The organism is Shewanella sp. Actino-trap-3, from assembly GCF_002836275.1.
In the GTDB taxonomy this organism is placed as follows: Bacteria; Pseudomonadota; Gammaproteobacteria; order Enterobacterales; family Shewanellaceae; genus Shewanella; species Shewanella psychromarinicola.
Window position 1 is genome coordinate 224,211 of the sequence record NZ_PJCE01000001.1, and the last position, 23,374, is coordinate 247,584.

The window sequence follows — 23,374 nt, forward strand, 5'->3', positions numbered from 1 at the left end:
CTGATAGCAAGTAAGTTGATAAATAAGGAGTCCATTGGGCTCCTTTTTTCGTATTGCCCATTGAAACTGATAACATTACCCCAATATAATTATTATTAAGTCTATTTCATTAAACGGAATCGAGCCATGACTAAAGAGCGTGAAGCGCATATCGAACTCCCCGTATTACCACTGCGAGATGTGGTGGTATACCCACATATGGTAATTCCGCTATTCGTAGGACGGGAAAAATCAATTCGTTGCCTTGAATCGGCAATGGAACAAGACAAGCAAATTTTATTAGTCGCTCAGCGAGACGCTGATCTTGACGAACCGACCAAAGACGATATTTTTGATATTGGTACGGTAGCCTCTATTTTACAGTTGCTTAAATTACCAGATGGCACGGTTAAAGTATTAGTTGAAGGTGGTCAACGAGCCAAAATCAAGCAATACACCCAAGAAGAGGCATTTTTTACTGCAACAGCAGAATACCTCGAGTCACAACAGTTAAGTGACAAAGAGGAAGAAGTGCTAGTTCGCAGTGCGATTGGCCAATTTGAAGGCTACATTAAGCTAAATAAAAAAATCCCACCTGAAGTATTAACGTCATTGTCAGGTATTGATGAAGCCGCTCGTTTAGCTGATACCATGGCTGCACATATGCCATTGAAGCTTGAAGACAAGCAATCTGTGCTAGAGATGATCAATGTCGGTGAGCGTCTTGAATACCTGATGGCAATGATGGAATCGGAAATTGACTTGCTTCAAGTTGAAAAACGTATTCGTACCCGTGTTAAAAAACAGATGGAAAAAAGTCAGCGCGAATACTATTTGAATGAGCAAATGAAAGCCATTCAAAAAGAGTTAGGCGACATTGACGAAAGCCATGATGAATTTGAAGTGTTGGCGCGTAAGATTGAAGACGCTGGCATGCCAAACGACGCAAAAGAAAAAGCCATTGCTGAGTTGAATAAGCTCAAAATGATGTCACCAATGTCAGCTGAAGCCACTGTTGTGCGCAGCTACGTTGACTGGATGACTGCGGTGCCTTGGAAACAACGCTCTAAAATTAAGCGTGACTTGGCCAAAGCACAAGAAGTACTTGACGCAGACCATCATGGGCTTGAAAAAGTCAAAGAACGTATTCTTGAGTATTTAGCAGTACAAAGCCGAGTTAGGCAGCTTAAAGGGCCCATTTTGTGCTTAGTAGGACCTCCAGGCGTGGGGAAAACCTCGTTAGGTCAATCTATCGCTAGGGCTACTGGTCGTAAGTATGTTCGCGTTGCATTAGGCGGCGTGCGTGATGAAGCAGAAATTCGCGGTCATCGCCGTACTTACATTGGTTCTATGCCAGGTAAAGTCATTCAAAAGATGGCCAAAGTAGGCGTTAAAAACCCATTGTTCTTACTCGATGAAATCGACAAAATGAGTTCCGATATGCGTGGCGATCCATCGTCAGCGCTATTAGAAGTACTCGATCCAGAACAAAATGCAACGTTTAACGATCATTACCTCGAAGTCGATTACGACTTGTCTGATGTGATGTTCGTTGCCACGTCAAACTCAATGGATATTCCAGGCCCTTTGCTTGACCGTATGGAAGTTATTCGTTTAGCTGGTTATACCGAAGATGAAAAGCTTAATATTGCTAAGAAACATTTATTGAGTAAGCAAATTGAACGTAACGGCCTTAAAGCAAAAGAAATCAATGTCGACGACAGCGCTATTTTAGGCATTATTCGTTATTACACTCGTGAAGCGGGTGTGCGTTCATTAGAACGCGAATTGTCGAAGATTTGTCGAAAAGTAGTTAAGCACATTCTGCTTGATAAAACGGTCAAAGTGATTGACGTTAACCAAGATAATTTAAAGTCATTTCTAGGTGTACAACGTTTTGATTTTGGCAAAGCAGAATCGAACAACCAAATTGGTCAAGTGACTGGCCTTGCATGGACTCAAGTCGGCGGCGATTTGTTAACCATCGAAGCCACCTCAGTAGCAGGTAAAGGTAAATTAACCTATACCGGTTCGCTGGGCGATGTGATGAAAGAGTCTATTCAAGCAGCAATGACGGTTGTACGCGCTCGCGCAGAAAATTTAGGCATCAATAACGACTTTTATGAAAAACGTGATATTCATGTGCACGTACCAGAAGGCGCGACACCAAAAGACGGTCCTTCAGCCGGTGCAGCAATGTGTACCGCGTTAGTGTCTAGCTTAACGGGTAACCCAGTGCGCAGTGATGTTGCTATGACAGGTGAAATCACCTTACGTGGTGAAGTATTGCCCATTGGTGGCTTAAAAGAAAAGCTATTAGCAGCGCATCGCGGCGGAATTAAACACGTATTAATTCCTCAAGAAAATGAACGAGATCTGGAAGAAATTCCAGCCAATGTGATTGCAGATTTAACCATTCATCCAGTACGTTGGATAGATGAAGTGTTGAAATTGGCGCTTGAACGACCAGTTGAAGGCTTTGAAGTGGTCAAAAAATAGCTTGTTAGTTAAAAAGTTGCTACAGAGCATAAAAAAAATGAAAAAAGGGGCTTAACAAAGCGCTGACCTGTGGTAGCCTAGGTCGGTGGAGAGTCAGTCGCACCAAGCCCTTGGGGCATCTGACGTAGAGCTGTATCCAATTTCATTTTTTGGTTTTCGTACTAAGTTTGGTGTGTTATCAAACTTATAAAATAAAGCCTCCGCAGACCGCTCTAAGCATAGATTTGGTTGCGGCGCGACAATAACATTCAAGGGGATGACATGAACAAATCTGAACTAATCGAGAAAATCGCATCTGGTGCTGATATTTCTAAAGCTGCTGCTGGCCGCGCACTGGATTCTTTTATCGCTGCGGTAACTGAAGGTCTTAAAGATGGCGATAAGATTTCTCTAGTTGGTTTTGGTACTTTTGAAGTACGTCAACGTGCTGAACGTACTGGCCGTAACCCACAAACGGGTAAAGAAATTAAAATTGCTGCTGCGAACATTCCTGCGTTCAAAGCTGGCAAAGCGCTAAAAGACGCTGTTAATTAATTATTAACAACGTGGCCTTTGTAAGGCATTCGTAAAGTAAGCACTGCTTAGGCGGTGCTTTTTACGAAAAGCAACCTGTAATATGCGCGGCATAATACATGTTGGGAGTATTGGGTTTTACCCGTGGTAGCGTCTGATAACTCCATATAATTTACAATAAGGCGCAGCCACAAGGTGATGCGCCTTTTTATTTTATTAATCGCAACAAGCGAGAATTCAGATGTTAGAAAAAATTCGTGAAGGATCACAGGGGATTGTTGCTAAAACAATTCTAGTCCTTGTGATACTTTCTTTTGCTTTTGCCGGTGTGAGCAGTTATTTAGGCTCAAACACGGGTGTACCTGCTGCAGTTGTTAATGGTGACGCAATCGCCGCCAACGATCTAGAACAAGCTTTTCAAAATGAACGCTCTCGTATTGAGGAACAGCTTGGCGAAATGTTTACCGCATTAGCGGCTGATGACTCTTACATGAACGGCATTAAACAAGGTGTATTAGATCGTTTAATTGCTGATAAACTCATTGATCAAGCTGCTTATAAATTGGGCTTACGTGTATCTGATGAGCAAATCAAACAAGCGATTATCGAAGAACCTGCATTTCAAACTGATGGTCAATTTGACAATGAACGCTACCTAGCAGTATTGCGTCAGTTAGGCTATCAAACCACAAGTTTTAGAAACATGATGCGTGTTGATATGACTCGTCGTCAGTTACTCACCGCACTAGTGGGCAGTGAGTTTGTTTTGGATGGCGAAGCTAAGCAGCTTGCACAAGTTCAAGGCCAAACCCGTGATATCCGCTACTTAGTGGTCGATTCAACACCTTTTTTATCAAGTGTGTCGGTGTCTGATGAAGAAGTGCAAAGCTATTACGATGCTAATTTATCGCAATATATGAGCCCTGAAAAAGTCAGTCTTGAGTATGTTGAATTGAATGCTGATGAAATGGCTAAAAACAGTGAAACCTCTGATGAAGAAGTAAAAGCTTATTACGCCGATAACAAAGCACAATATAAAACGGCTGAAAAACGTCTTGCTGCGCATATTTTTGTTGCCGCAACCGATGACGACAGTGCAGATAAAGCCAAAGCTGACGCCATTGAAGCCAAGTTAATAGCGGGTGAAGATTTTGCTGAAGTGGCAAAAACTGATTCTGATGACCAGCTTAGCGCTCAACAAGGTGGTAAGCTAGATTGGTTTGAACAAGGTGTAATGGATCTGGCATTTGATGAAGCACTTTTTGGATTACAAAAAGATCAAGTCTCGTCAATTGTAAAAAGTGAGTTTGGCTATCACATTATTAAGCTACTTGATTTACAAGCCAGCCAAGCGACATCGTTTGACGACGTTAAAGCCAAAATAGTAGCACAGCTGCAACAAAAGAAAGCGCTAGATGTATACTATAGCTTACAAACTAAGCTGGCTGATACCAGTTACGAAATCCCTGATTCTTTAGCTGAAACCGCGCAAGCTGTTAATGCGAAAGTACAAACAACTCAGTTATTTTCTCGTGACGACGTACCTGCTAAATTTAACACCCCAGAGCTTATCAAAGCGGCGTTTTCTGACCAAGTGTTAGCCAGTGGCATGAACAGCGATGTGATTGAACTTGCGCCAAACCATGTTGTGGTGATTCGCATAAAAACACATCAAACAGCAGGCATCATCAGCTTAGTTGATGTTAAAGCGGGTGTTGTTGAACGTTTGAAGCAAGATAAAGCCAATGACGGTGCGCGTGATAAAGCCGCTGAATATATGGCGCAGTTAAAAGCGGGTAATAACACCTTAACCGGTGCAACCTTAACCGCCTTGCCTAAATTAGGTCGTTTCAATCAAGACATCGACCAAGCCATTACCAACAAAGCCTTTAAGATTGCTGCTCCTGCTGAAAACAGTGTCACTATTGACACTGCATCATTAGCTACTGGTTATGCGGTTATTGTTGTTGATAAAGTCAATGAAGCAGAAGGCATCAATGACAAGCTGATCAATACGCTTAAACAACGTATCGCGCCTCAATACAGTGAAGCTGATTACCGTGCTGTGATCACCTCACTAAAAGCGGTTGCTGAAATTGAGTATCCTGTTGCTGACTAATTAAGTCATTTTAATAGTAAGTAATAACAAAAGACCTAGGCTAGCCTAGGTCTTTTTTTTAAAGGTAATATAGGCATGAAACCATTAACCAGCGGAGATGATATTGAGCGATTTGAGTTATCGCATTATTGCGATGAGACGTTTGAGCTTATCAAGCAGGGAGTCTTGCAGATTAAGCGGGTTATATTTGAGCGATGTCAGTTTATTCAATGTGATTTGAGTCAGAGTGATTTCAATCACTGCCAGTTTATTGAATGTGTCTTTAGTCAATGTAATTTAAGCGTGTTATCTGTCGTCGCCACTGAGTTTGATGATGTTATTTTTCGCGACTGTAAGGCGATAGGTATTGACTGGACTAAAGCTCAGTGGCCGCAATTTATGACTCAAACCAGCATTAAATTTGAGCAATGTTTACTCGATGGCAGTAACTTTTACTCGCTTCATTTACCCGAGATAACATTGGTAGATTGTCGTGCCCACGATGTTGATTTTAGAGAAGCCAATTTAAGCAAAGCCGATTTGCGACGGACAGATTTTACTTTAAGCCAATTTAGTCATACTAATTTAAGCGGTGCTAATTTTACCGATGCAAGCAATTATCACATTGACATCACCCGTAATGAGGTTAAACAAGCCATATTCAGCCGATTTGAAGCCTTGAGTTTGTTAGAAGGCTTAGATATTCAATTAGTTGATTAATTTCATTATTCCAATTTTGGTTAAACTTTGGCTAAACAATGGCTAAAGAGTAGGTATTATTGCCTGCGCACAAGCAACAAGTTAATTTAAATTAGTTAGGTTCTGATAGCGATCGGGATGTGATGACTTACACCCAAAAGGAGAAGACATGAGCCACAGACTTGATCAGGCATTTGAGCGATCATTAGCCTATTTAGATCAGCACTTACATGAGCCGTTTGACCTGGGGATGTTAGCTGATATTGCCGATATACCACAAAGCCATTTTGAAGCGCTATTTTATGCGCTGTATCATATCTCCATTGACGCCTATGTCGAATTACTAAAAAGCCTAGAAGCCGCTCATTTATTAGGTTTTGGCAAGCAAGTTTCTCTGACTACAATCGCGGCTAAATTGGCCTATCGTAACGAACAGCACTTTATCGAATCGTTTACTCGCAGTATTGGTCAAAGCCCTCAATCATTCCAACAAGCGCCTGATTGGGGCAACTTTTTTGCTAAGCAACAACCGCTTAAATCGTTTCAAGCAGATGTTAGTCAGCAAGAGAAGCAACCTCACTCCGTTGATATTGTATCGTTTGATACGCAAGCATTAGCGGTGATGGAACATCATGGTGATCCGGCTTTATTACCTCAAACCATTGCGCGATTTATTGAATGGCGTCGACAGTTTGCTTTGTCTCCTACAAGCTGTAGAACCTTTAATTTGCTTTACTCAAGCTCGGTGTTATCTGCTAAAACGCAATATCGAATTGATATTGGAGTATCGTTAAATACCGAGACACAAGCAAGGTTGAACCCTTTAGCGTTAGAATCGAGTCAGATTAAGCTCAAATCAATCCCTCAGGGACGATGTGCGAGGATTAAATACAATGGTGATGATAATGGTATTACGGCGGCAATAGGCTACCTGTATCGCGATTGGGTTAATGCGAATGATGTTACCCTAAGAGATTTCCCCTTATTTTTAGAGCGGATCGTGATTGCTGATAATGAGTTTGGTGACCCTCAGCCAAAACAACTGCATGACTCACAACAAGTACTGATTTATTTACCGATTGTTTAACCTCAAACCATAAGCCATCACGGGCTGACCATGGTCAATAAATATTCACTCATTCACTATTAATATAGCGATCTAATGCTGGCTTCAACCCTCAAAGAGCAGTTATAAAGGGAGTTTATTACTTGTGAGTCATCACTACTATCCGTATGAGGTTATTGAATCATGTCATTCCAGACAGGGTAATCTAGCCACGATAGCCCAAAAAGCTAAAAACGAGACCGATATGGGTGAATGGCAATTAAAGGTGAGGGCAACGACGAGATTTGGGCATTTTTTTGTGTGCCCGGCTTAAAAATAGTAAACATCTTTCAGGGCGGGACTGGAGTCATAAAAAAGCCGTAATGCAGGGCATTACGGCTTTTTACGTTAACGTGCTATAACTGAGCTTCTAGTTCACTTATGCTTCCAGTTCACTTATGCTATAGCTCAATCACATCAAACGTGACACTCGGATCAACGTCGGCTTCATAATCAATACCATCAATACCAAAGCCGAACAGTTTTAAAAACTCTTGTTTGTATTCATCGTAGTCAGTTAATTCACTTAAGTTTTCAGTGGTGACTAGCGGCCATAAATCACGGCAATGCTGCTGAATTTCTTCGCGAAGTTCCCAATCATCAAGGCGTAAGCGATTTTCGCTGTCAACAGCTGGTGTTTGGCCATCAACACGGTATAGGCGTTCACTGAATAAGCGGTAGATTTGTTCAATACAGCCTTCATGTAAGCCTTCTTGACGCATTTTCTTAAATACCATCGCGATGTAAAGTGGCATTACGGGAATTGCTGAGCTCGCTTGTGTCACCACACTTTTTAACACCGCAACGTTAGCTGAGCCACCAGTAACTGATAATTTGCTGTCAAGGGCGTGAGCTGCGCGGTCTAAATCCATTTTGGCTTTACCCAAGGCACCATGCCAATAAATAGGCCAAGTCAATTCGGTACCAATGTAGCTATAAGCAACCGTTTTGCAATTGTCAGCTAATACGCCAGCTTCGCTTAGCGCACTCATCCATAGTTCCCAATCTTGGCCGCCCATTACCGTGATGGTGTCAGCAATTTCTTGCTCAGTAGCAGGCTCTACAGAGGTATCAATAATGGTGTTTTTGTTGGTATCAACAGCCGTGGCAGTATACGTTTGGCCAATTGGTTTAAGTGATGAACGGATAACTTCACCGGTGTCTGGCAATTTACGAACTGGAGAAGCCAGTGAGTAAACCACCATGTCGATTTGACCTAAATCTTGCTTGATAAGCTCAATAACTTGTTGCTTTGCTTGATGGCTGAATGCATCACAGTTAATGCTTTTTGAATACAGGCCTTCTGCTTTGGCAAACTTGTCAAATGCCGCTGTGTTGTACCAACCGGCAGTACCGGGCTTAGTTTCAGAACTTGGTTTTTCGAAAAACACCCCGATGGTGGCGGCGTCGCTACCAAATGCTGAGGCGATACGAGAAGATAGGCCATAGCCACTTGAAGAACCGACAACCAGTACTTTTTTAGGCCCATTAGCCATTTTGCCTTTGGCTTTAATTAGTTCGATTTGTTCTTTTACGTTCGCTTCGCAGCCAACAGGATGAGTCGTGGTACAAATAAAGCCACGAATTTTAGGTTTAATAATCATATTTAAGCTTCTTCCTTTAACATTGGCTCTAGGATAAATAGTTCGGCGACTAAATGGCACTGATTTTTGCTAAAAAGGTCTCAAAACCATAGTGGTTGGAGCAGTTTAGCGCTTTTGCATAAATTGACTTTGCTCTTTAATGAGTCGCTGGGTGTATTCATGCTGTGGTGCGGTAAACAAGGCCTCAGTGGTGGATTTTTCAACCATATGACCATTTTGCAGTACCATAATTTTATCACTTACATGACGGATAATATTGAGATTATGTGAAACGAAAATATAGGATAAACCCATCTCTTTTTGGAGTTTTAATAGCAGATTAATAATTTGAGATCGAACCGATAAATCCAGTGCTGTCAGCGCTTCATCTGCAATAATAATTTTGGGATTAAGCATTAATGCCCGCGCAACGGCGACACGCTGCTTTTGGCCTTCTGAAATCATGTGCGGATAAAAGTCTGCGTGCTCGGGCAATAAGCCGACTTTTCTTAAGGTTTCAATGACCAAGGCTTTACGTTCCGTTGAATTTAATTGTGTATTAAATCGCAACGGTTCTTTAAGCAAGTTACCAATGGATAAACGTGGATTTAGCGAGGTGGTTGGATCTTGGAAAATCATTCTAATTAACCGACATCGCTGCTTTAAATTATGCGTTTCTAAGGTTTCACCTTCAAAAAATATTTCGCCGCCACTACGTTGCTCTGCACCGACTAAAATTCGGGCAAGGGTACTTTTGCCTGATCCCACTGTTCCCACAATTGCCAGTGTTTCACCGCGTTCGAGTTCAAATGAAACTGGAGACAATGCCTGATAATATTGAGGTTTAAAACGCTTATAACCGGTTAAGTATTGCTTACTTAACTCAGTCACTTTAAGCAATGGTGTCGTCATCTTCTTGCTCACTTTTATAAGGGAAATGGCAGGCAAAATAGCGGTCTTTAATATGTTCAAGTTTAGGCTGTTTTACACAAGTTCGCTGCGCTTCAGGGCAACGTGGGCCGAGTCGACAACCCGCGGGTAAATGTTGCAGAGACGGTGCCGACCCTTGCAGTGTGGGTAAGTTAGCTTTGTGACGCATTTTTTTAGTATGATCAGGTAGGTTTTTTAATAATGCCCGCGTGTAAGGATGATAGGGCATGGCCACCATTTCGTTAACGGGTCCTGATTCCATAACCTGACCACTGTACAGAATGGTTAAGTTGTCACACCAATGCACCATGGTTTCGAGCTCATGACTGACCAATAAAATGGACACATTTTGCAGTTGATTGAGTTGTGATAATAATCTAAAAATCTGCGCTTGAGTATTAAGCTCCATAGAGTTGGTTGGCTCATCGGCAATGAGTAGTTTGGGATGATTGGCGACAGCCATTGCAATCATGACTTTTTGGCATTCGCCTTCAGACAATTCCCATGGATAGCATTTCATCAGCATTTTGGGTTTTTTAATACCCACTTTGTGGAGCCATTTTTGCGCGTTTAAATAGGTCGCATGACTTCGTCGCCAAAAAGGAATATTTTTATTGGGCACCATAGCTTCAATTAATTGACTACCAATGGTTTTAACCGGATCTAAACTGCCTGAAGGATCTTGGAAAATCATCGCCATTTCGCTGCCCATTAGGCAACGCCGTTGTTTGGCATTCATTTCCAATAAGTTTTTTCCATCCCACATCATACGATCGGCAATAATATGCCAATTAGGACCCAACACCCCCAGAATCGCTTTGGCTAACAAACTGCGCCCAGAGCCTGATTCGCCAACCAGCCCATGAATTTCACCTGGGTTGATTGTCAAACTGACTTTTTCGAGCACTTTTACCATGCCCTCGGGGGTATCTAGTTCAATCGTGAGATTACGAATATCGAGTAAAGGCATAAGTTAGTTTCTTATCGGTGCAAGCGCAGAACGTAAACCATCACCAACTAAGTTAACCGATAACACGGTAAACAAAATGGCGATACCAGGGATACTTACGGTCCAAGGTGCGAGCAGTAAATTATCAAGCCCTTGTGCGACCATTGCACCCCACTCTGGACTCGGTGCCTGAGCTCCGAGGTTTAAAAAACCGAGTGCAGCGATATCTAATATCGCCGCAGAGATTGCCATCGTGACCTGAATAATCACCACATCCCATACGTTGGGCATAATCACATACCAAAAAACTTGCAATGAGTTGGCACCGTCTAGTTTTGCTGCAGTGACATATTGTTTTTGCAGCTCTTCATGAACGGCTTGATGAATAACACGGACAAATTGTGGAACCATCGCGATCCCCACGCCCCAAAACACATTATTAAGTCCTGGCCCCATAACAGCGACCACTAAAATGGCCATTAATAATGAAGGAATAGAGAGGAGTGCATCTAATAAGTGACCCAGAATACTCGACTTAATACCGCGCATCATTCCTGAAAGCGAACCAATAATAAAGCCAAAAAACAGCGAAGCCGCCACAATAAGTAGTGACATACCAAAGGTTAATTGTACGCCGTGTAAGATGCGGCTAAAAATATCTCGTCCAAGATCGTCAGTCCCAAGAAAGTGTTCTACTGAACCGGCAGGATCCCATGATGGCGGCAATAGTAATACTTGTTGGTCTTGCATCTCGGCCGAATAAGGCGCGATGATCGGGGCGAAAATAGTTAATATTAATAAAAATATGACGGCCCATAGACCGATTACGGCAAATGGATTAGCCGAAAACGTTTTCCACATTCGCCACATCGGTGAGGCAATATGATCTTCTTGGTAAATTTTAATTCGAGGCATACAATTCCTTTCTGCTCATTGGATTGATTGCGGTATGAAGCAAATCAATCAAAATGCTCAAGAAAATGATTAATAATGAGACAGATAAAATGCCTGCTTGAATGACGGTATAATCACGCTGATAAATGCCCGAAACTAACCAGCTGCCTACACCTGGCCACGAAAAGATAACTTCAACCACGATGCCATAGCTGGCAAACGATCCCAGCATTAAACCAATACTTTTTAGCACTGGAATTAAGGCGTTGGGTAATGCATGGCGCAACAGTATTTTAGCTGTATGTAAACCTCGCGCTTCAGCGGCTCGAATATAGGTTTTATTCATTACATTTAAAATGGCTTGTCGAGTGATCCTCACCACCAATGTAAAGGGAAGTACCGCTAAAGTGACTGCGGGTAATATCAAGTGCAGTAAAGCATCATGAAATGCCGGAATGCGATAAGCAGAATCAGATAATAAGGTATCTATTAACATGAAGCCCGTGACTGGTTCGATTTCATAAAGTAAATTAATTTGGCCTGAAATCGGCAACCAGCCTAAATTGACTCCAAACCACATAGATAGGGTTAACCCCAGCCAAAATACCGGGATAGAATAACCCGTTAAAGTGACCGCTAAAATACTATGTTGAAGCGCTTTATTATTGCTTAAGGCAGCCAGAATACCTATGGGAACCCCAAAGAACACCGCAATAAAACCTGAAAATAACGACAGCTCAAATGACGCAGGCAATACTGAAGCCAGTTCCTCTGAAACCTCTTGCTGCGAGTTACTGGATATCCCTAAGTTACCCGACAAACGCTGGCGTAAATAGGCAGTAAACTGCAATAATTGATTATCGTTTAATTGATAATCTTGTTCAATTTGCTGTTTTTGCTCAATCGTTGGGTACTGAATCCCCGACAGCGAGTAAGTTTTACTGACAGGAAATTGTCCCGATGCCATAAATAGCACTGCTATCATTAACAGTGATGTGGCCATAAACAGCGTTATGCGCCTAAAGAGGTAACGCCACATTTATTGGTTTTCCTCTTTTGTTTTGGTTGTTCCGGCAAATGAAATGCCGCCATAAGATCTAATTTGCATGCTAGTAATATTGTTCTTTTTCAAGACCACTTTTTTAGCGTGAGCAAGTGTCACCATAGGAACTTGATCGCTGATAATCGCTTCGGCGGTTTGATAAAAAACTTTACGTTCTGGTTGAGTTGAGACACTTTGGGCTTGGGTTAATAAGTGTTCAAAGTCTTTTTGGCACCAGCGAGAGCGATTATTGTTAGAGGCTAATGCTGCGCAGCTTAATAACGGGGTAAAAAAGTTATCGGGATCGCTATTATCAGCATTCCAACCAATGAGAACGGAATCATAATTAGAACTGGCTAACTTCTGGGTGAACACGCTCCAATCATAGCTAATGATATTAAGTTTTACCCCAATACGGGCTAAATCTGCCTGAATAAGCTCCGCTGTTTTCAGTGCGCTAGGATTATAAATCCGCGCCACAGGCATGGCCCACACATTAATGGATAAATTGGATACGCCTGCTTGTTGCAGTAATGCTTTGGCTTTTTCAGGGTTATATTCATTAGGCGATAAATTTTTCGAATAAGCCCATGATGCTGGAGGCAAAACCCCTGTAGCCTCTACGGCGGTATCATTATATACCACGTCTAAAATATTATTCTTATCGATAGCATGTGCAAGCGCTCGCCTTACCCTAACATCATCTAATGGCGGCTTTTGGGTGTTAAATGCCCAAAATGCCACGTTCAGTCCGGGTTTGGTATCGACAATAATATCCTTATGTTGGTTAAGTACTGCAAGCTCACCCGCTTTGGGCAATGCTGAAACACTGCAGTCACCGGTGATTAATTTGGCAATGCGCGCGGTGCTTCTTGGGGTAATATCAAACACTAATTGGTCTATCTCAACCGTGGGTCCCCAATAGACTGGATTCTTTTTATAGCGAATATATTCATTTTTAACATACTGACTGAGCTGAAAAGGTCCTGTGCCTACAGCGTAATAATCAATATCTTCAGGCTTGCCCTGGGCTAAAAGTTGATAACCATATTCTGCCGATAACACTACGGCAAAATCAGTGGCGAGATTAGACAAAAAAGAAGCATCTTTACGCACTAAATGAAAGATAACTTGGTAATCGTTTACTTTTTCAATTTTACCTATTAAATCAGCAAAACCTATGCTTTGAAAAAATGGATAACCGGTTCTGCTGACTAAATGATATGGGTGCAAGGGGTCAATTATACGGTTAAATGAAAATAACACGTCGTCGGCATTAAAATCTCTTGTAGGGGCAAAGTGCCGCGTCTTATGAAAGCTAACATGCTCTCGCAAGGTAAATAGATAACGTAACCCATCATCGGAGATTTGCCATGATGTTGCTAAGCCGGGAGTCATCTCGGCTTTTTCTTGGCTGTAATTCACCAACCTGCTGTAAATCTGATGTGAAGTGGCATCAATAGTGGTGCCAGATGTGACAAGCTGGGGGTTAAAACTTTCGGGGTTACCTTCGCTACAATATACGAGACCAGAAGGTAATTGTGCTTGTCCGCATGCAGCCAACATAACGCTGGATAGACATAGAGACATCAGCTGGTACCAACGTTTTACTATAACTGGCATGGTGTGATCATATTTTATTGATTTTGAGTGGTTATTTTAACAGTGTTCATTGCATTGGGGCAATGAGCATATCCAAGCTTCATTCAGCTCTTATCGAGTAAGTTGTACTTTTTCAAAATACCACGAAGTTGATGATAGCTTAAGCCTAATAAATCGGCGGTTTTTTTCTGATTATACAGGCCTTCAGCCAATGCGCGTTGCAATAATTCTATTTCACTGTTTTCGGTGTATTCTTTAAAATCTATTGGAAATTCGATGCTACTCAATACGGCTGATGTGTCGGTGTTAATACGGGACTCAATGGGCTCAGCAACAGAGGCAGTGGCATGTTCAATCTGCATAGCTTGACGTTCTCGGGTTTTGACTCTATTTACTGGACGGTAGGGTGATGCAAAAGGGTCTAAAATAATATGATCAATTTCTTGGCCATCAGTCCCTTCGCGATAAACACTTCGCTCGACGACATTTTTTAATTCACGGATGTTCCCTGGCCAGCTGTGCATCATTAATTGTTCTATCGCCAGCGGACTAAAACCGCCAAAATATTCCAGTGATAATTGTCTCGCCATGCCAATAGCAAAATATTCTGCTAATGTCATGATATCTTCGGTTCTATGTCTTAATGGAGGTAAGGTGATTACATCAAAGGCTAAACGGTCGAGTAAATCAGCTCTAAATTCACCATTTTCTGCCAAGGTAGGTAAATCTTCATTGGCGGCACAAATAAGCCGAACATCAGATTGAACTGTTTTACTGCCACCCACTCGTTCAAATTCACCATATTCGATGACACGTAATAACTTTTCTTGGATTAATCCTGAGGTGTTTGCGAGTTCATCTAAAAAGAGTGTTCCACCATCAGCGCGTTCAAAACGACCTTCGTGTCGACCTTTTGCGCCAGTAAATGCACCAGACTCATGGCCAAAAAGCTCAGTTTCGAGTAAATTTTCACTTAGTGAAGAACAATTAAGTTTAATAAAGCTTTGATCCCAACGAGGAGATAAGTAGTGTAGTCGTTCTGCAATTAATTCTTTGCCAGTGCCGCGCTCACCAATAATGAGCACAGGCTTGGATAATGGCGCGACTTTAGACACATGTTCTAATACTTCAAGTAATGCATTAGATTGGCCGATGAGATTATTTTGCTGAAATTGTTTACTCACAGTTAGCTACTCGCAAAATTGTTAGTGATTTAGACTAATAATTGGTGAAAATCATAATAAATGGCTTGAGTGTTAAAAGAAAGCAAAAGTTAAATATTTGTTTAAGTGTATGATATTATTTAACTTGTAAATATTGGCACGTAATGTGTATTACTTACTGCGACATCCACGTTAATTTTGAGGAACACATTATGGGAATTTTCTCTCGCTTCGCTGATATCGTTAATTCAAATATCAGCTCAATACTTGATAAAGCCGAAGATCCAGAAAAAATGGTCCGTCTTATCATTCAAGAAATGGAAGACACTATTGTTGAAGTACGTTCAACCTCAGCGAAAGTATTGGCTGAGAAAAAAGAATTACTTCGCCGGATTGCTCGTGTTCAAGAGCAAGTTCAAGATTGGCAGAATAAAGCTGAGTTAGCGTTATCCAAAGATCGTGAAGACTTAGCCAAAGCTGCTTTGAGTGAAAAACAAAAAACAGTTGGTTTACTGCAAGCTCTTGAAATGGAACTGCAAGTTGTTGAAGAACATGTTGCTCGTTTAAAAGATGAAATCGCCCAACTTCAAGAAAAATTGAATGATGCCCGTGCTCGTCAAAAAACCATCATTATGCGTAAGCAAACTGCCACTTCACGTTTAGAAGTAAAAAAGCAGCTTGATTCAAGCAAAATCGATGATGCGATGATGAAGTTTGAACAATATGAGCGTCGAGTTGAAGGGATTGAAGCACAGGTAGAATCATATGATTTAGGTAAAAAGAACGTTCTTGCTGACGAGTTTGCAGCATTAGAAGCAGAAGACTCTGTCAATGACGAATTAGCAGCATTAAAAGCAAAAATGAGTGCAAAAGCACAACCTAAATCTAAAGCATAAATTTATTCAGAGGTGAGTTATGGATATGGATCTTCTTATTGCACCAATTATCATCTTTATGGTGATTGTGGCACCTATCTGGTTGGTTCTTCATTATCGCAGTAAGCGACAAGTGAGCCAGGGACTCACTGAGGAAGAATTTAATCAGCTTAATGGTTTAATTGCTAAAGCTGAGAAAATGAGTAGTCGCATCGAAACATTAGAAGCGATTTTAGATACTGAATCACCAGAATGGAGAGCAAAACATGAGCTCAGCTAATGGTCGTACTTTATACCGCAACCCCAAAAGTGGTAAAGTGGCTGGGGTGTGTTCAGGTATCGCTGATTATTTTAACTTTGAAACATGGCTAGTACGTGTCATCGCTGTGTCGATATTCTTACTCGGTGGATCAGGATTTGTGTTTGTTATTTATATTGCCTTATGGATGATATTAGATATTAAGCCACAGAACTTACAACACAGAGATCAGCACAAAGATATTGAAGTTAAAAAGAAAGTTTGGCAAGCGGGTGAACCTGCAAAGCAAGCGTTGTTTGATGTTAATCGTCAATTTAATGGATTAGAAGTCCGTTTACGACGACTCGAAGAACATGTCACTTCAGACAACTTTGATCTTAAACGCCAAATAAATAGTCTTTAATCCTACTAATGGGCGGTTTTCCGCCCGTGTTTTTGGGGAGCCATCAGCCATCATGAGATTTTTAGATCGTTCCTTGTTTCACGTCACTCAAACCGCGCAATCTTTGGTTCATCGTAGTACCGACCGTCATGTTAGGTTAGCTGTGACTGGATTATCAGGTGCAGGTAAAACGGCTTTTATCAGCGGATTAGTTAACCAATTATTGCATGCCGGGAAAGGGGCCAAGCACAATCCTTTACCATTATGGCAAGTGGCGCGCGAAGGTCGATTAATTGCCGTCAACCGTGCCATGCAACCTGATTTAGATATTGCCAGTTTTGATTATCAAGGTGCAATAAATGCATTAAGCTCGTCGCCTCCCTATTGGCCCGCTTCAACCAAAAATATTACTGAATTACGCTTGGCGATTAAGTATCAGCCACAACAAGGCTTGTTAGCAAAGTTGACGGATACCGCAACCTTGTATGTCGATATCGTTGATTATCCTGGTGAGTGGTTACTTGATTTACCTATGCTTAAACAAGACTTTACCCATTGGTGTTTGTCGCAACAGGCCACCGTGACATGTTTAAGCCATTCACCTTTATTTGCGGCATTTAATCAGGCAGTAGAGCAGTTAGACTTAAGCCTATTAGCGGATGAACAACAACTTAAGCACATTGCTGATCTGTATCAAACCTTATTGGTTGATTTGGTTCGGCAACAGGGGTTTTATCACGCCCAACCAGGGCGCATGTTATTACCGGGTGAATATGAAAATACCCCGTTACTGACATTCTTTCCATTGATTACCTTGAGCCCAATTCAGCATTCGGAATTATCTGCAAGCTCAAGTGATTCAAATTATCACGTACTTAAACGGCGTTATGAACAGTACGTATCACAAGTCGTTAAGCCCTTTTATCGTGACTACTTTTCTCGATTTGATCGCCAATTGGTATTAGTTGATTGTTTAAATGCGCTTAATCATGGTCAGGCGCAATTTAATGACATGGGCCGTGCACTTAACAGCATTATGGAGAGCTTTCAATTTGGTCAGTCGAGTTTAATAAAACGTCTGTTTTCACCGCGGATTGATAAAGTTTTATTTGCTGCTAGCCAAGTAGACAGAGTGACCCGTGATCAACAGAGTCATGTGCTCAGTTTGTTAACCGCAATGCTACAACAAAGCCAGCACTATGCCAATTTTGAAGGCAGTGAAGTTGAAACCATGGCAATAAGTGCGATTAAGGCCACCCAACATGGGATGGTCAATATTGATGGTGTTCAACAAGAAGTGGTAAAAGGGACTGGGCTTGATGGCAAGAAAGTGACCTTATATCCTGGCGATGTTCCGGCATCATTACCTGATGCAGAATTTTGGCAACAACAAGGATTTAGTTTTAGTGCTTTTCTGCCGCCTAATTTAAGTCATATTCATGATCACAATCCGCAATTTGAACACATTCGTCTCGATCACCTTTTAGAGTTCCTATTAGGCGATAAATTGTCTTAATGGATTTATTTTGAGCAATAATTTGGGCCTTAGTTATGAATGAATCTACACATAGTTCGCCGATAAAGAAATCGCAAATATTTACGGAGTCAGACTTAATCGTGACTCAAGAGGCGCATTCCAAAGCGGATCCTATTAAGCCCGCTAAACCGTTTGAAGACATTGACTTTATTTGTGAGAAATCCTTAATAGAATTACCAGCCTCAATGGAAGACAGCATTAAACCTGCAACACCCAAGCGTTGGTCACTATTGGCAAGATTATCGATTATTGGTTTGGTGTTATTCGTCATAGTCCAGACCGTGATGGGGTTAATTGACTCTCTTCAGCAAAGTCCGTGGTTATTTGGTTTTTATGCAACAGTGTTATCCATTGTTAGTGTATGGGCGATGGTGTTGACCCTTAAAGAATGGCGTAAATTAGTTAATCTTAAAAAGGTGAGTGACCATCAAGCGAAAGCTGAACGGTTGTCGCAAAGCATGCAAATGGGTGAAGCTAAACAATTTCTGGCACCAATATTAGCCAAATACCCTAATAACGAGGCAAAGCAACAATATCTACAAGCCTGTAGTCATGAACATAATGATGCTGAAATCGTTGTATTATTTGAAGATATTGTGTTGTCTGAACGTGATCTACTCGCTAAAAAGCGAGTTAATCGTTTTGCTGCAGAGTCGGCTTTATTATTAGCAGCCAGTCCCTTAGCCGCGCTGGATATGGCTATTATTTTGTGGCGTAATCAAAAAATGATCAATGAAGTCGCTGCTATTTATGCGATTGAGTTAGGTTATTGGAGTCGGATAAAGCTTATTCGTAGCATTGTGGTTAATCTTATTTACGCGGGGAGCACTGAGGTGATTACCGATTTAGGGACCCAATTATTATCGGTGGAAATGACCGGCAAGTTATCTGCCCGAATTGCACAGGGGCTCGGTGGCGGTTTACTTACCGCAAGACTCGGTTATCAAGCTATGAGTTTGTGTCGCCCTATTGCATTTAATAAACACAATAAGCCTAAATTATCCCACGTTCATCAGCATTTACTGGGTGAATTAAAGCAGTTTACCTCGTCAATGACGTCCAAAAACAAATCGAAACAAACTCAGCCTGTTGATAAGAACGAATAAAATATGTGTTTTTTTTGTACAATGTGAGTTTATTGACTACAGTTAGCCTCCGATCCGGAAACCCTACGCGTTCCGAATCGTTCGAGCTTGGTAATGGAGAAGGACGCATACCGGCAAATTAAGGAAAGAAAGGAGAATCTACATGAAATCACCATTGACATTAACTGCAATATTTATGGGTTTATGCTGTTTGTTAAGCAGTCATTCTTACGCCGCAGAAACGGCAAACACAATGGCAGAACCTACACAGAAAGTGACAAAAGCGATTGAAAAAAAATCAACTGATATGCAAAAGGTCAATATCAATAATGCCAGTGTTGAGGAATTACAAGCCCTCAAAGGTATTGGTCAAGCGAAAGCAAAAGCGATAGTTGATTATCGAACCAAAAATGGCAAATTCACCGATTTACAACAGTTAACCATGGTGACAGGTATTGGCGATAAGCTAGTGAGCCAGAATACCGAGAATATGAGTTTCTAAACGAGACTGTTATTAAAAATTAGAATTAAAACTAAAACGGAAGCAATTGCTTCCGTTTTTTTTCGACGCTGCATTACTTACTGAGCATTTAATGCTTGGCCATTTGTGTCGATAGAGCCATTGCCCATCAAAAATAAATAACTAGGCATAATTTCTTGTGCTGTTTTTAGGGTTTTTGGATCTTCACCAGGATAAGCCTTTGCCCGCATTTCAGTGCGAGTTGCGCCAGGATTAATACTATTAACTCGTACCGAAGTGTTATCACACTCATCGGCTAATACTTGCATCATGCCTTCGGTGGCAAATTTAGAAAAAGCATAAGGTCCCCAATAAGCACGACCTTTACGTCCAACACCGCTTGAAGTAAACACAATTGAAGCATGCTCGGCTTTACGCATTATAGGCAATAATGACTTGGTCATGATGGCTTGAGCCGTGACATTGACCTTTAAAATGGTTTCAAGAGAGGTTAAATCAATATGCTCAAATGGGCCTAATGCCCCCAACTGAGATGCGTTATGCAATAAACCATCTAAATGACCAAACTGCTCAGCAATGGTGTCTGCCATATCAATATAATTCTGTTCGGTCGCGCCTTTCATATCTAACGGCACAATGGCTGGTTTTGGATAACCGGCATTAACTATTTCATCGTATACGTTTTCGAGTTTTTTAACGGTCTTACCGAGCAAAATTACCGTTGCGCCGTGTTTGGCAAATTCGATTGATGCTGCACGACCAATACCGTCTCCAGCGCCCGTAACTAAGATTGTTTTGTTATTGAGTAAATCTTTTGCAGCTTGATATTCCAACATGATTGATTATTTCCTCTTAGCGCAATCGCCCGTCAAATCTAGTACCGGATAAAAAATAAACGACCGTTTGAAACAAATGATTAATAATTGTATGCCAATAGGTCATACGTATGTAACAAACTTGTAGCTAACTCAATAATTTTACGTTAACTTGAGAATAGTTAAGGACTAACATAAGTCCTTATGGTCGCATGATTGGACTTATTGTGACTAGTTTTTGGGGAAAAAAAATTATTAAAACAAGATTTGGGGAAAAAAGATGAAAAGACTCATTTTGGGTGTTGCAATAACATCTGCTCTTGGCTTAACAGCATGTGGTGGTGACAGTTTTAACGAAGCCGTAGCGAATGCTGAGCCGTTAGTGCCTGTTTCACATATGCAGTTTGATCCTGCTAATAGCAAAGTACCATTACCAAACGACTTACTCTTCAGTGGAACCACTGATGGCACATTATCTATCCCTGGCGAAGCCAGCGGTAACTATACTGATCCTCAAATCGCATTAGGTGCATTAGATGGATGGTCAACTAGTTCACCAATTTCAATTACTGTCGAACTTGCTAATGATTTACAGGGCAATGCGTTAACGTTGGATGCAGCCTCTGTGTTTCAACCGGGTGCGGTGCGTATGTTCGAAGCGACGGTGGGCGGAGCATTATCAAGTGATGCTGAGTGTCAATCAGCACCTTCAGTTTCTGCCTGTAAAGTGGGTGAAGAGCTTCAATTTGGCGTTGACTTTGTATCAAAAGCATCAGGCAATAAAGTTGCCATCGTACCGCTTAAACCATTAAAAGCTGGCCAGTCATATATCTATGTGACTACCGATCTTATTCAAGATTCGTTAGGCCGTGGTATTGCTCCGTCTACAACATATGGTCTGTTAAAGTTAGATTTTGAAACTCAGCAGCTTGAAACAGAACAACAAAAAATGCTCCAGTATCTCGTTAACAGTTATGAGAAAGGCGTTGCTGCAACACATGGCGTTGACCCTGAATCGATTAGTTTTTCAGGCTTATTTACTACTCAGTCCGTAGCTGATGTGTATGAAACCACTAAATTATTGATGGCGTCTAACCCAGCTTACACTCCAGCATTTGTGCAATTACCTACGTCAACAGGATTAACAGTTGCACAAGCTGTAGGGTTAACGCCAGCAGCCGGTGCTGCTTATGTTGTTGCTGACATGGCCGATCTTTACACTGCAAAAATTAAACTGCCTATTTACGGTGATTGTTCATCTGCAACTTGTACTATTCCAATCATCGATGGTGCCCCAACAGCCCCCAATGGTCGCTGGTTTGCTCAAGGCGACAGCCCGGTATCAGTATTATTAGCACTACAGGCCGGTACATTAAGCCAAGCTAATTATTTTGCCCAAGCATCTGACAACGGTGTAGACCCTCAAGCCGCGTTAAGCAACCCAGCACTGCTTGCAGGTAAACAGTGGAAACTTGACGATGGTACTGCTGCTGACACCACTAAACATTTAACTAAGTTTAATCCTATTCCGGCTATCCAAGGTTATGAAACTGTTTCAGTTCAAATTACCTTACCCAATGCGGCTAAGCTTGCCGCATTTACTGCTGCTCAAGGGGGCACGTTTGTACCACCAACCAGTGGTTGGCCAACAACGATTGCGCTGCATGGTTTAGGCGGCGGTAAAGAAATGGCGCTTGCTTATGCCGGCACTTACGCTGCTGCTGGTGTTGCCACTATCGCGATAGATATGCCATTACACGGTGCTCGCTCATTTGATTTAGACAAAGACGGCATTTATGAAATATCTGCTACAGATCCTTCATTTGGTCCGGTAGTGGGTACACCTGATGCGTTTACCAGTGGTAACCCATTAGTGTTTGTCAATATTTCAAGCACACTGACAGTGCGTGATAACTTCCGTCAAGCAACCTTAGACCATTTAGGTTTAAGATTATTATTGACTGGAATGGCGCAACAACTCGCTGCGGCAAATCAACCTCAAGTATTTGATGTATCTAAAATCAGTGCTCAAGGTTTGAGTTTAGGTGGCATTGTGGGTACCACATTCTCAACCTATGCGAGTACCGGATTAGTTAATCCTATGACGGGTGATGCTTTACCTAACGCTTATGCAATTAATGCAGCATCGTTAGTGGCGCCATCGGGTGGTTTAGCGGGTGCTTTTGCTGGATCTGCGGCGTTTGGGCCAGTGTTGTTTAGTAACATTACTGCCTCTAGCACTTTCATGGATCTTGTGACGGCGGCTAATACAGCAGGTTATGAGCCTGGTACCCCAGAATATGCAGCATTAGTGCAGGCGGTTTATGCTGGCTTTATTCCTACCTTTGCGTTTGCCGTGCAAACTGCTATTGATTCAGCAGACCCGATTAACCATGGTGAGAAATTAGCGTCTACCGGTTTACCTGTGCACCTGATCGAGATTGTCGGTGATGGTGCTGGTAATTTACCAGACCAAACCTTACCTAATAGTGTTGAAGGTTTCCCATTGTCGGGTACTGAACCATTAATAGCTTCGTTAAGCCTAGATTGTGTTGATACAACAACGCCTGGTTCTGGTGCGGTACGTTTTTCTAAAGGTCATCACAGTTCGATTGTGAGTCCTGGTGAGACACCTGCAACAGATGGTATGGCAATGCAAGCTACTGTTGAAATGCAGTCTCAAGTAGCCGGTTTTGCAAAAACAGCTGGTTTAGGACAAGCAACGATTGTTGTGAATAATAGTGATGTGATCCAAAGTTGTAACTAATGCTTACTAATTAGTATGTAATATCTTAAAAAACCCAGCAATTAGCTGGGTTTTTTATTGTCTACTTATTGGTTATTGCTGTTAAAATACTGCAGATTGTCATCCCTGTATGGAGCG

At 41.7% G+C, this 23,374-nt stretch carries 20 protein-coding genes; 12 read left to right on the top strand and 8 right to left on the bottom strand.

What is annotated here, in order from left to right; all coding sequences use genetic code 11:
• Positions 1-126 precede the first annotated feature (126 nt).
• From lon to CXF80_RS01030, 5 genes are all read left to right on the top strand, one after another.
• Positions 127-2,478 (top strand): endopeptidase La, encoded by a 2,352-nt coding sequence (lon, locus tag CXF80_RS01010; protein WP_101030324.1) that lies wholly within the window; start codon positions 127-129, stop codon positions 2,476-2,478.
• A 261-nt stretch (positions 2,479-2,739) separates the two neighbouring features.
• Entirely contained in the window at positions 2,740-3,012 is a 273-nt protein-coding gene (hupB, locus tag CXF80_RS01015; RefSeq protein WP_059745462.1) for a nucleoid-associated protein HU-beta, read from the top strand.
• A 220-nt stretch (positions 3,013-3,232) separates the two neighbouring features.
• A complete protein-coding gene (locus CXF80_RS01020) occupies positions 3,233-5,110 on the top strand; it encodes a SurA N-terminal domain-containing protein (RefSeq protein WP_101030325.1) in 1,878 nt (625 codons plus the stop codon).
• Between the two features lie 75 nt (positions 5,111-5,185).
• Positions 5,186-5,809: a pentapeptide repeat-containing protein gene (locus CXF80_RS01025; RefSeq protein WP_101030326.1), complete on the top strand. Its 624-nt coding sequence runs from the start codon at positions 5,186-5,188 to the stop codon at positions 5,807-5,809.
• Between the two features lie 148 nt (positions 5,810-5,957).
• Entirely contained in the window at positions 5,958-6,875 is a 918-nt protein-coding gene (locus CXF80_RS01030) for an AraC family transcriptional regulator (protein WP_101030327.1), read from the top strand.
• A 419-nt stretch (positions 6,876-7,294) separates the two neighbouring features.
• Here the strand turns inward: CXF80_RS01030 and fabV are convergent, their stop codons facing one another.
• The 7 genes from fabV to pspF form a co-directional block, all read right to left on the bottom strand.
• The gene (gene fabV / locus CXF80_RS01035) at positions 7,295-8,497 is read right to left on the bottom strand and encodes an enoyl-ACP reductase FabV (RefSeq protein WP_101030328.1); all 1,203 of its coding nucleotides are present in this window, start codon (positions 8,495-8,497) and stop codon (positions 7,295-7,297) included.
• A gap of 105 nt (positions 8,498-8,602) precedes the next feature.
• Entirely contained in the window at positions 8,603-9,388 is a 786-nt protein-coding gene (locus tag CXF80_RS01040) for a peptide ABC transporter ATP-binding protein (protein WP_101030329.1), read from the bottom strand.
• Positions 9,369-10,376, bottom strand: a complete 1,008-nt coding sequence (locus CXF80_RS01045; RefSeq protein WP_101030330.1) for an oligopeptide/dipeptide ABC transporter ATP-binding protein — start codon at positions 10,374-10,376, stop codon at positions 9,369-9,371. Before CXF80_RS01045 ends, CXF80_RS01040 begins: the two co-directional genes overlap by 20 nt.
• A 3-nt stretch (positions 10,377-10,379) precedes the next feature.
• Entirely contained in the window at positions 10,380-11,270 is an 891-nt protein-coding gene (locus CXF80_RS01050) for an ABC transporter permease subunit (protein ID WP_101030331.1), read from the bottom strand.
• A complete protein-coding gene (locus CXF80_RS01055; protein WP_101030332.1) occupies positions 11,257-12,288 on the bottom strand; it encodes an ABC transporter permease in 1,032 nt (343 codons plus the stop codon). The genes CXF80_RS01050 and CXF80_RS01055 overlap by 14 nt, the downstream gene beginning before the upstream one ends.
• A complete protein-coding gene (locus tag CXF80_RS01060) occupies positions 12,289-13,914 on the bottom strand; it encodes an ABC transporter substrate-binding protein (RefSeq protein WP_101030333.1) in 1,626 nt (541 codons plus the stop codon).
• Between the two features lie 83 nt (positions 13,915-13,997).
• Complete coding sequence (pspF, locus tag CXF80_RS01065; RefSeq protein WP_101030334.1) at positions 13,998-15,077, bottom strand: phage shock protein operon transcriptional activator; 1,080 nt, start codon at positions 15,075-15,077, stop codon at positions 13,998-14,000.
• 191 nt (positions 15,078-15,268) lie between these two features.
• On the opposite strand from pspF, the gene pspA reads away from it, so the two are divergent.
• The 6 genes from pspA to CXF80_RS01095 all read left to right on the top strand — a co-directional run bounded on the left by pspA (position 15,269) and on the right by CXF80_RS01095 (position 19,696).
• Positions 15,269-15,952: a phage shock protein PspA gene (gene pspA / locus CXF80_RS01070; protein ID WP_101030335.1), complete on the top strand. Its 684-nt coding sequence runs from the start codon at positions 15,269-15,271 to the stop codon at positions 15,950-15,952.
• A 19-nt stretch (positions 15,953-15,971) separates the two neighbouring features.
• Complete coding sequence (gene pspB, locus CXF80_RS01075; RefSeq protein WP_101030336.1) at positions 15,972-16,211, top strand: envelope stress response membrane protein PspB; 240 nt, start codon at positions 15,972-15,974, stop codon at positions 16,209-16,211.
• Positions 16,198-16,593, top strand: coding sequence for an envelope stress response membrane protein PspC (gene pspC, locus CXF80_RS01080; RefSeq protein WP_101030337.1), 396 nt, complete (start codon positions 16,198-16,200; stop codon positions 16,591-16,593). Before pspB ends, pspC begins: the two co-directional genes overlap by 14 nt.
• A gap of 52 nt (positions 16,594-16,645) precedes the next feature.
• Positions 16,646-18,088, top strand: coding sequence for a YcjX family protein (locus tag CXF80_RS01085; protein WP_101030338.1), 1,443 nt, complete (start codon positions 16,646-16,648; stop codon positions 18,086-18,088).
• 35 nt (positions 18,089-18,123) lie between these two features.
• Positions 18,124-19,215: a TIGR01620 family protein gene (locus CXF80_RS01090; RefSeq protein WP_101030339.1), complete on the top strand. Its 1,092-nt coding sequence runs from the start codon at positions 18,124-18,126 to the stop codon at positions 19,213-19,215.
• A 142-nt stretch (positions 19,216-19,357) separates the two neighbouring features.
• On the top strand, positions 19,358-19,696 hold the full coding sequence (locus CXF80_RS01095; protein WP_198554715.1) for a ComEA family DNA-binding protein: 339 nt from the start codon (positions 19,358-19,360) through the stop codon (positions 19,694-19,696).
• 77 nt (positions 19,697-19,773) lie between these two features.
• Here CXF80_RS01095 and CXF80_RS01100 read toward each other — a convergent pair whose 3' ends face one another.
• A complete protein-coding gene (locus CXF80_RS01100; protein ID WP_101030340.1) occupies positions 19,774-20,511 on the bottom strand; it encodes a YciK family oxidoreductase in 738 nt (245 codons plus the stop codon).
• A gap of 259 nt (positions 20,512-20,770) precedes the next feature.
• Between CXF80_RS01100 and CXF80_RS01105 the strand changes: the two genes are divergently transcribed.
• A complete protein-coding gene (locus CXF80_RS01105) occupies positions 20,771-23,257 on the top strand; it encodes a VolA/Pla-1 family phospholipase (protein WP_101030341.1) in 2,487 nt (828 codons plus the stop codon).
• The last annotated feature ends 117 nt before the right edge of the window (positions 23,258-23,374 follow it).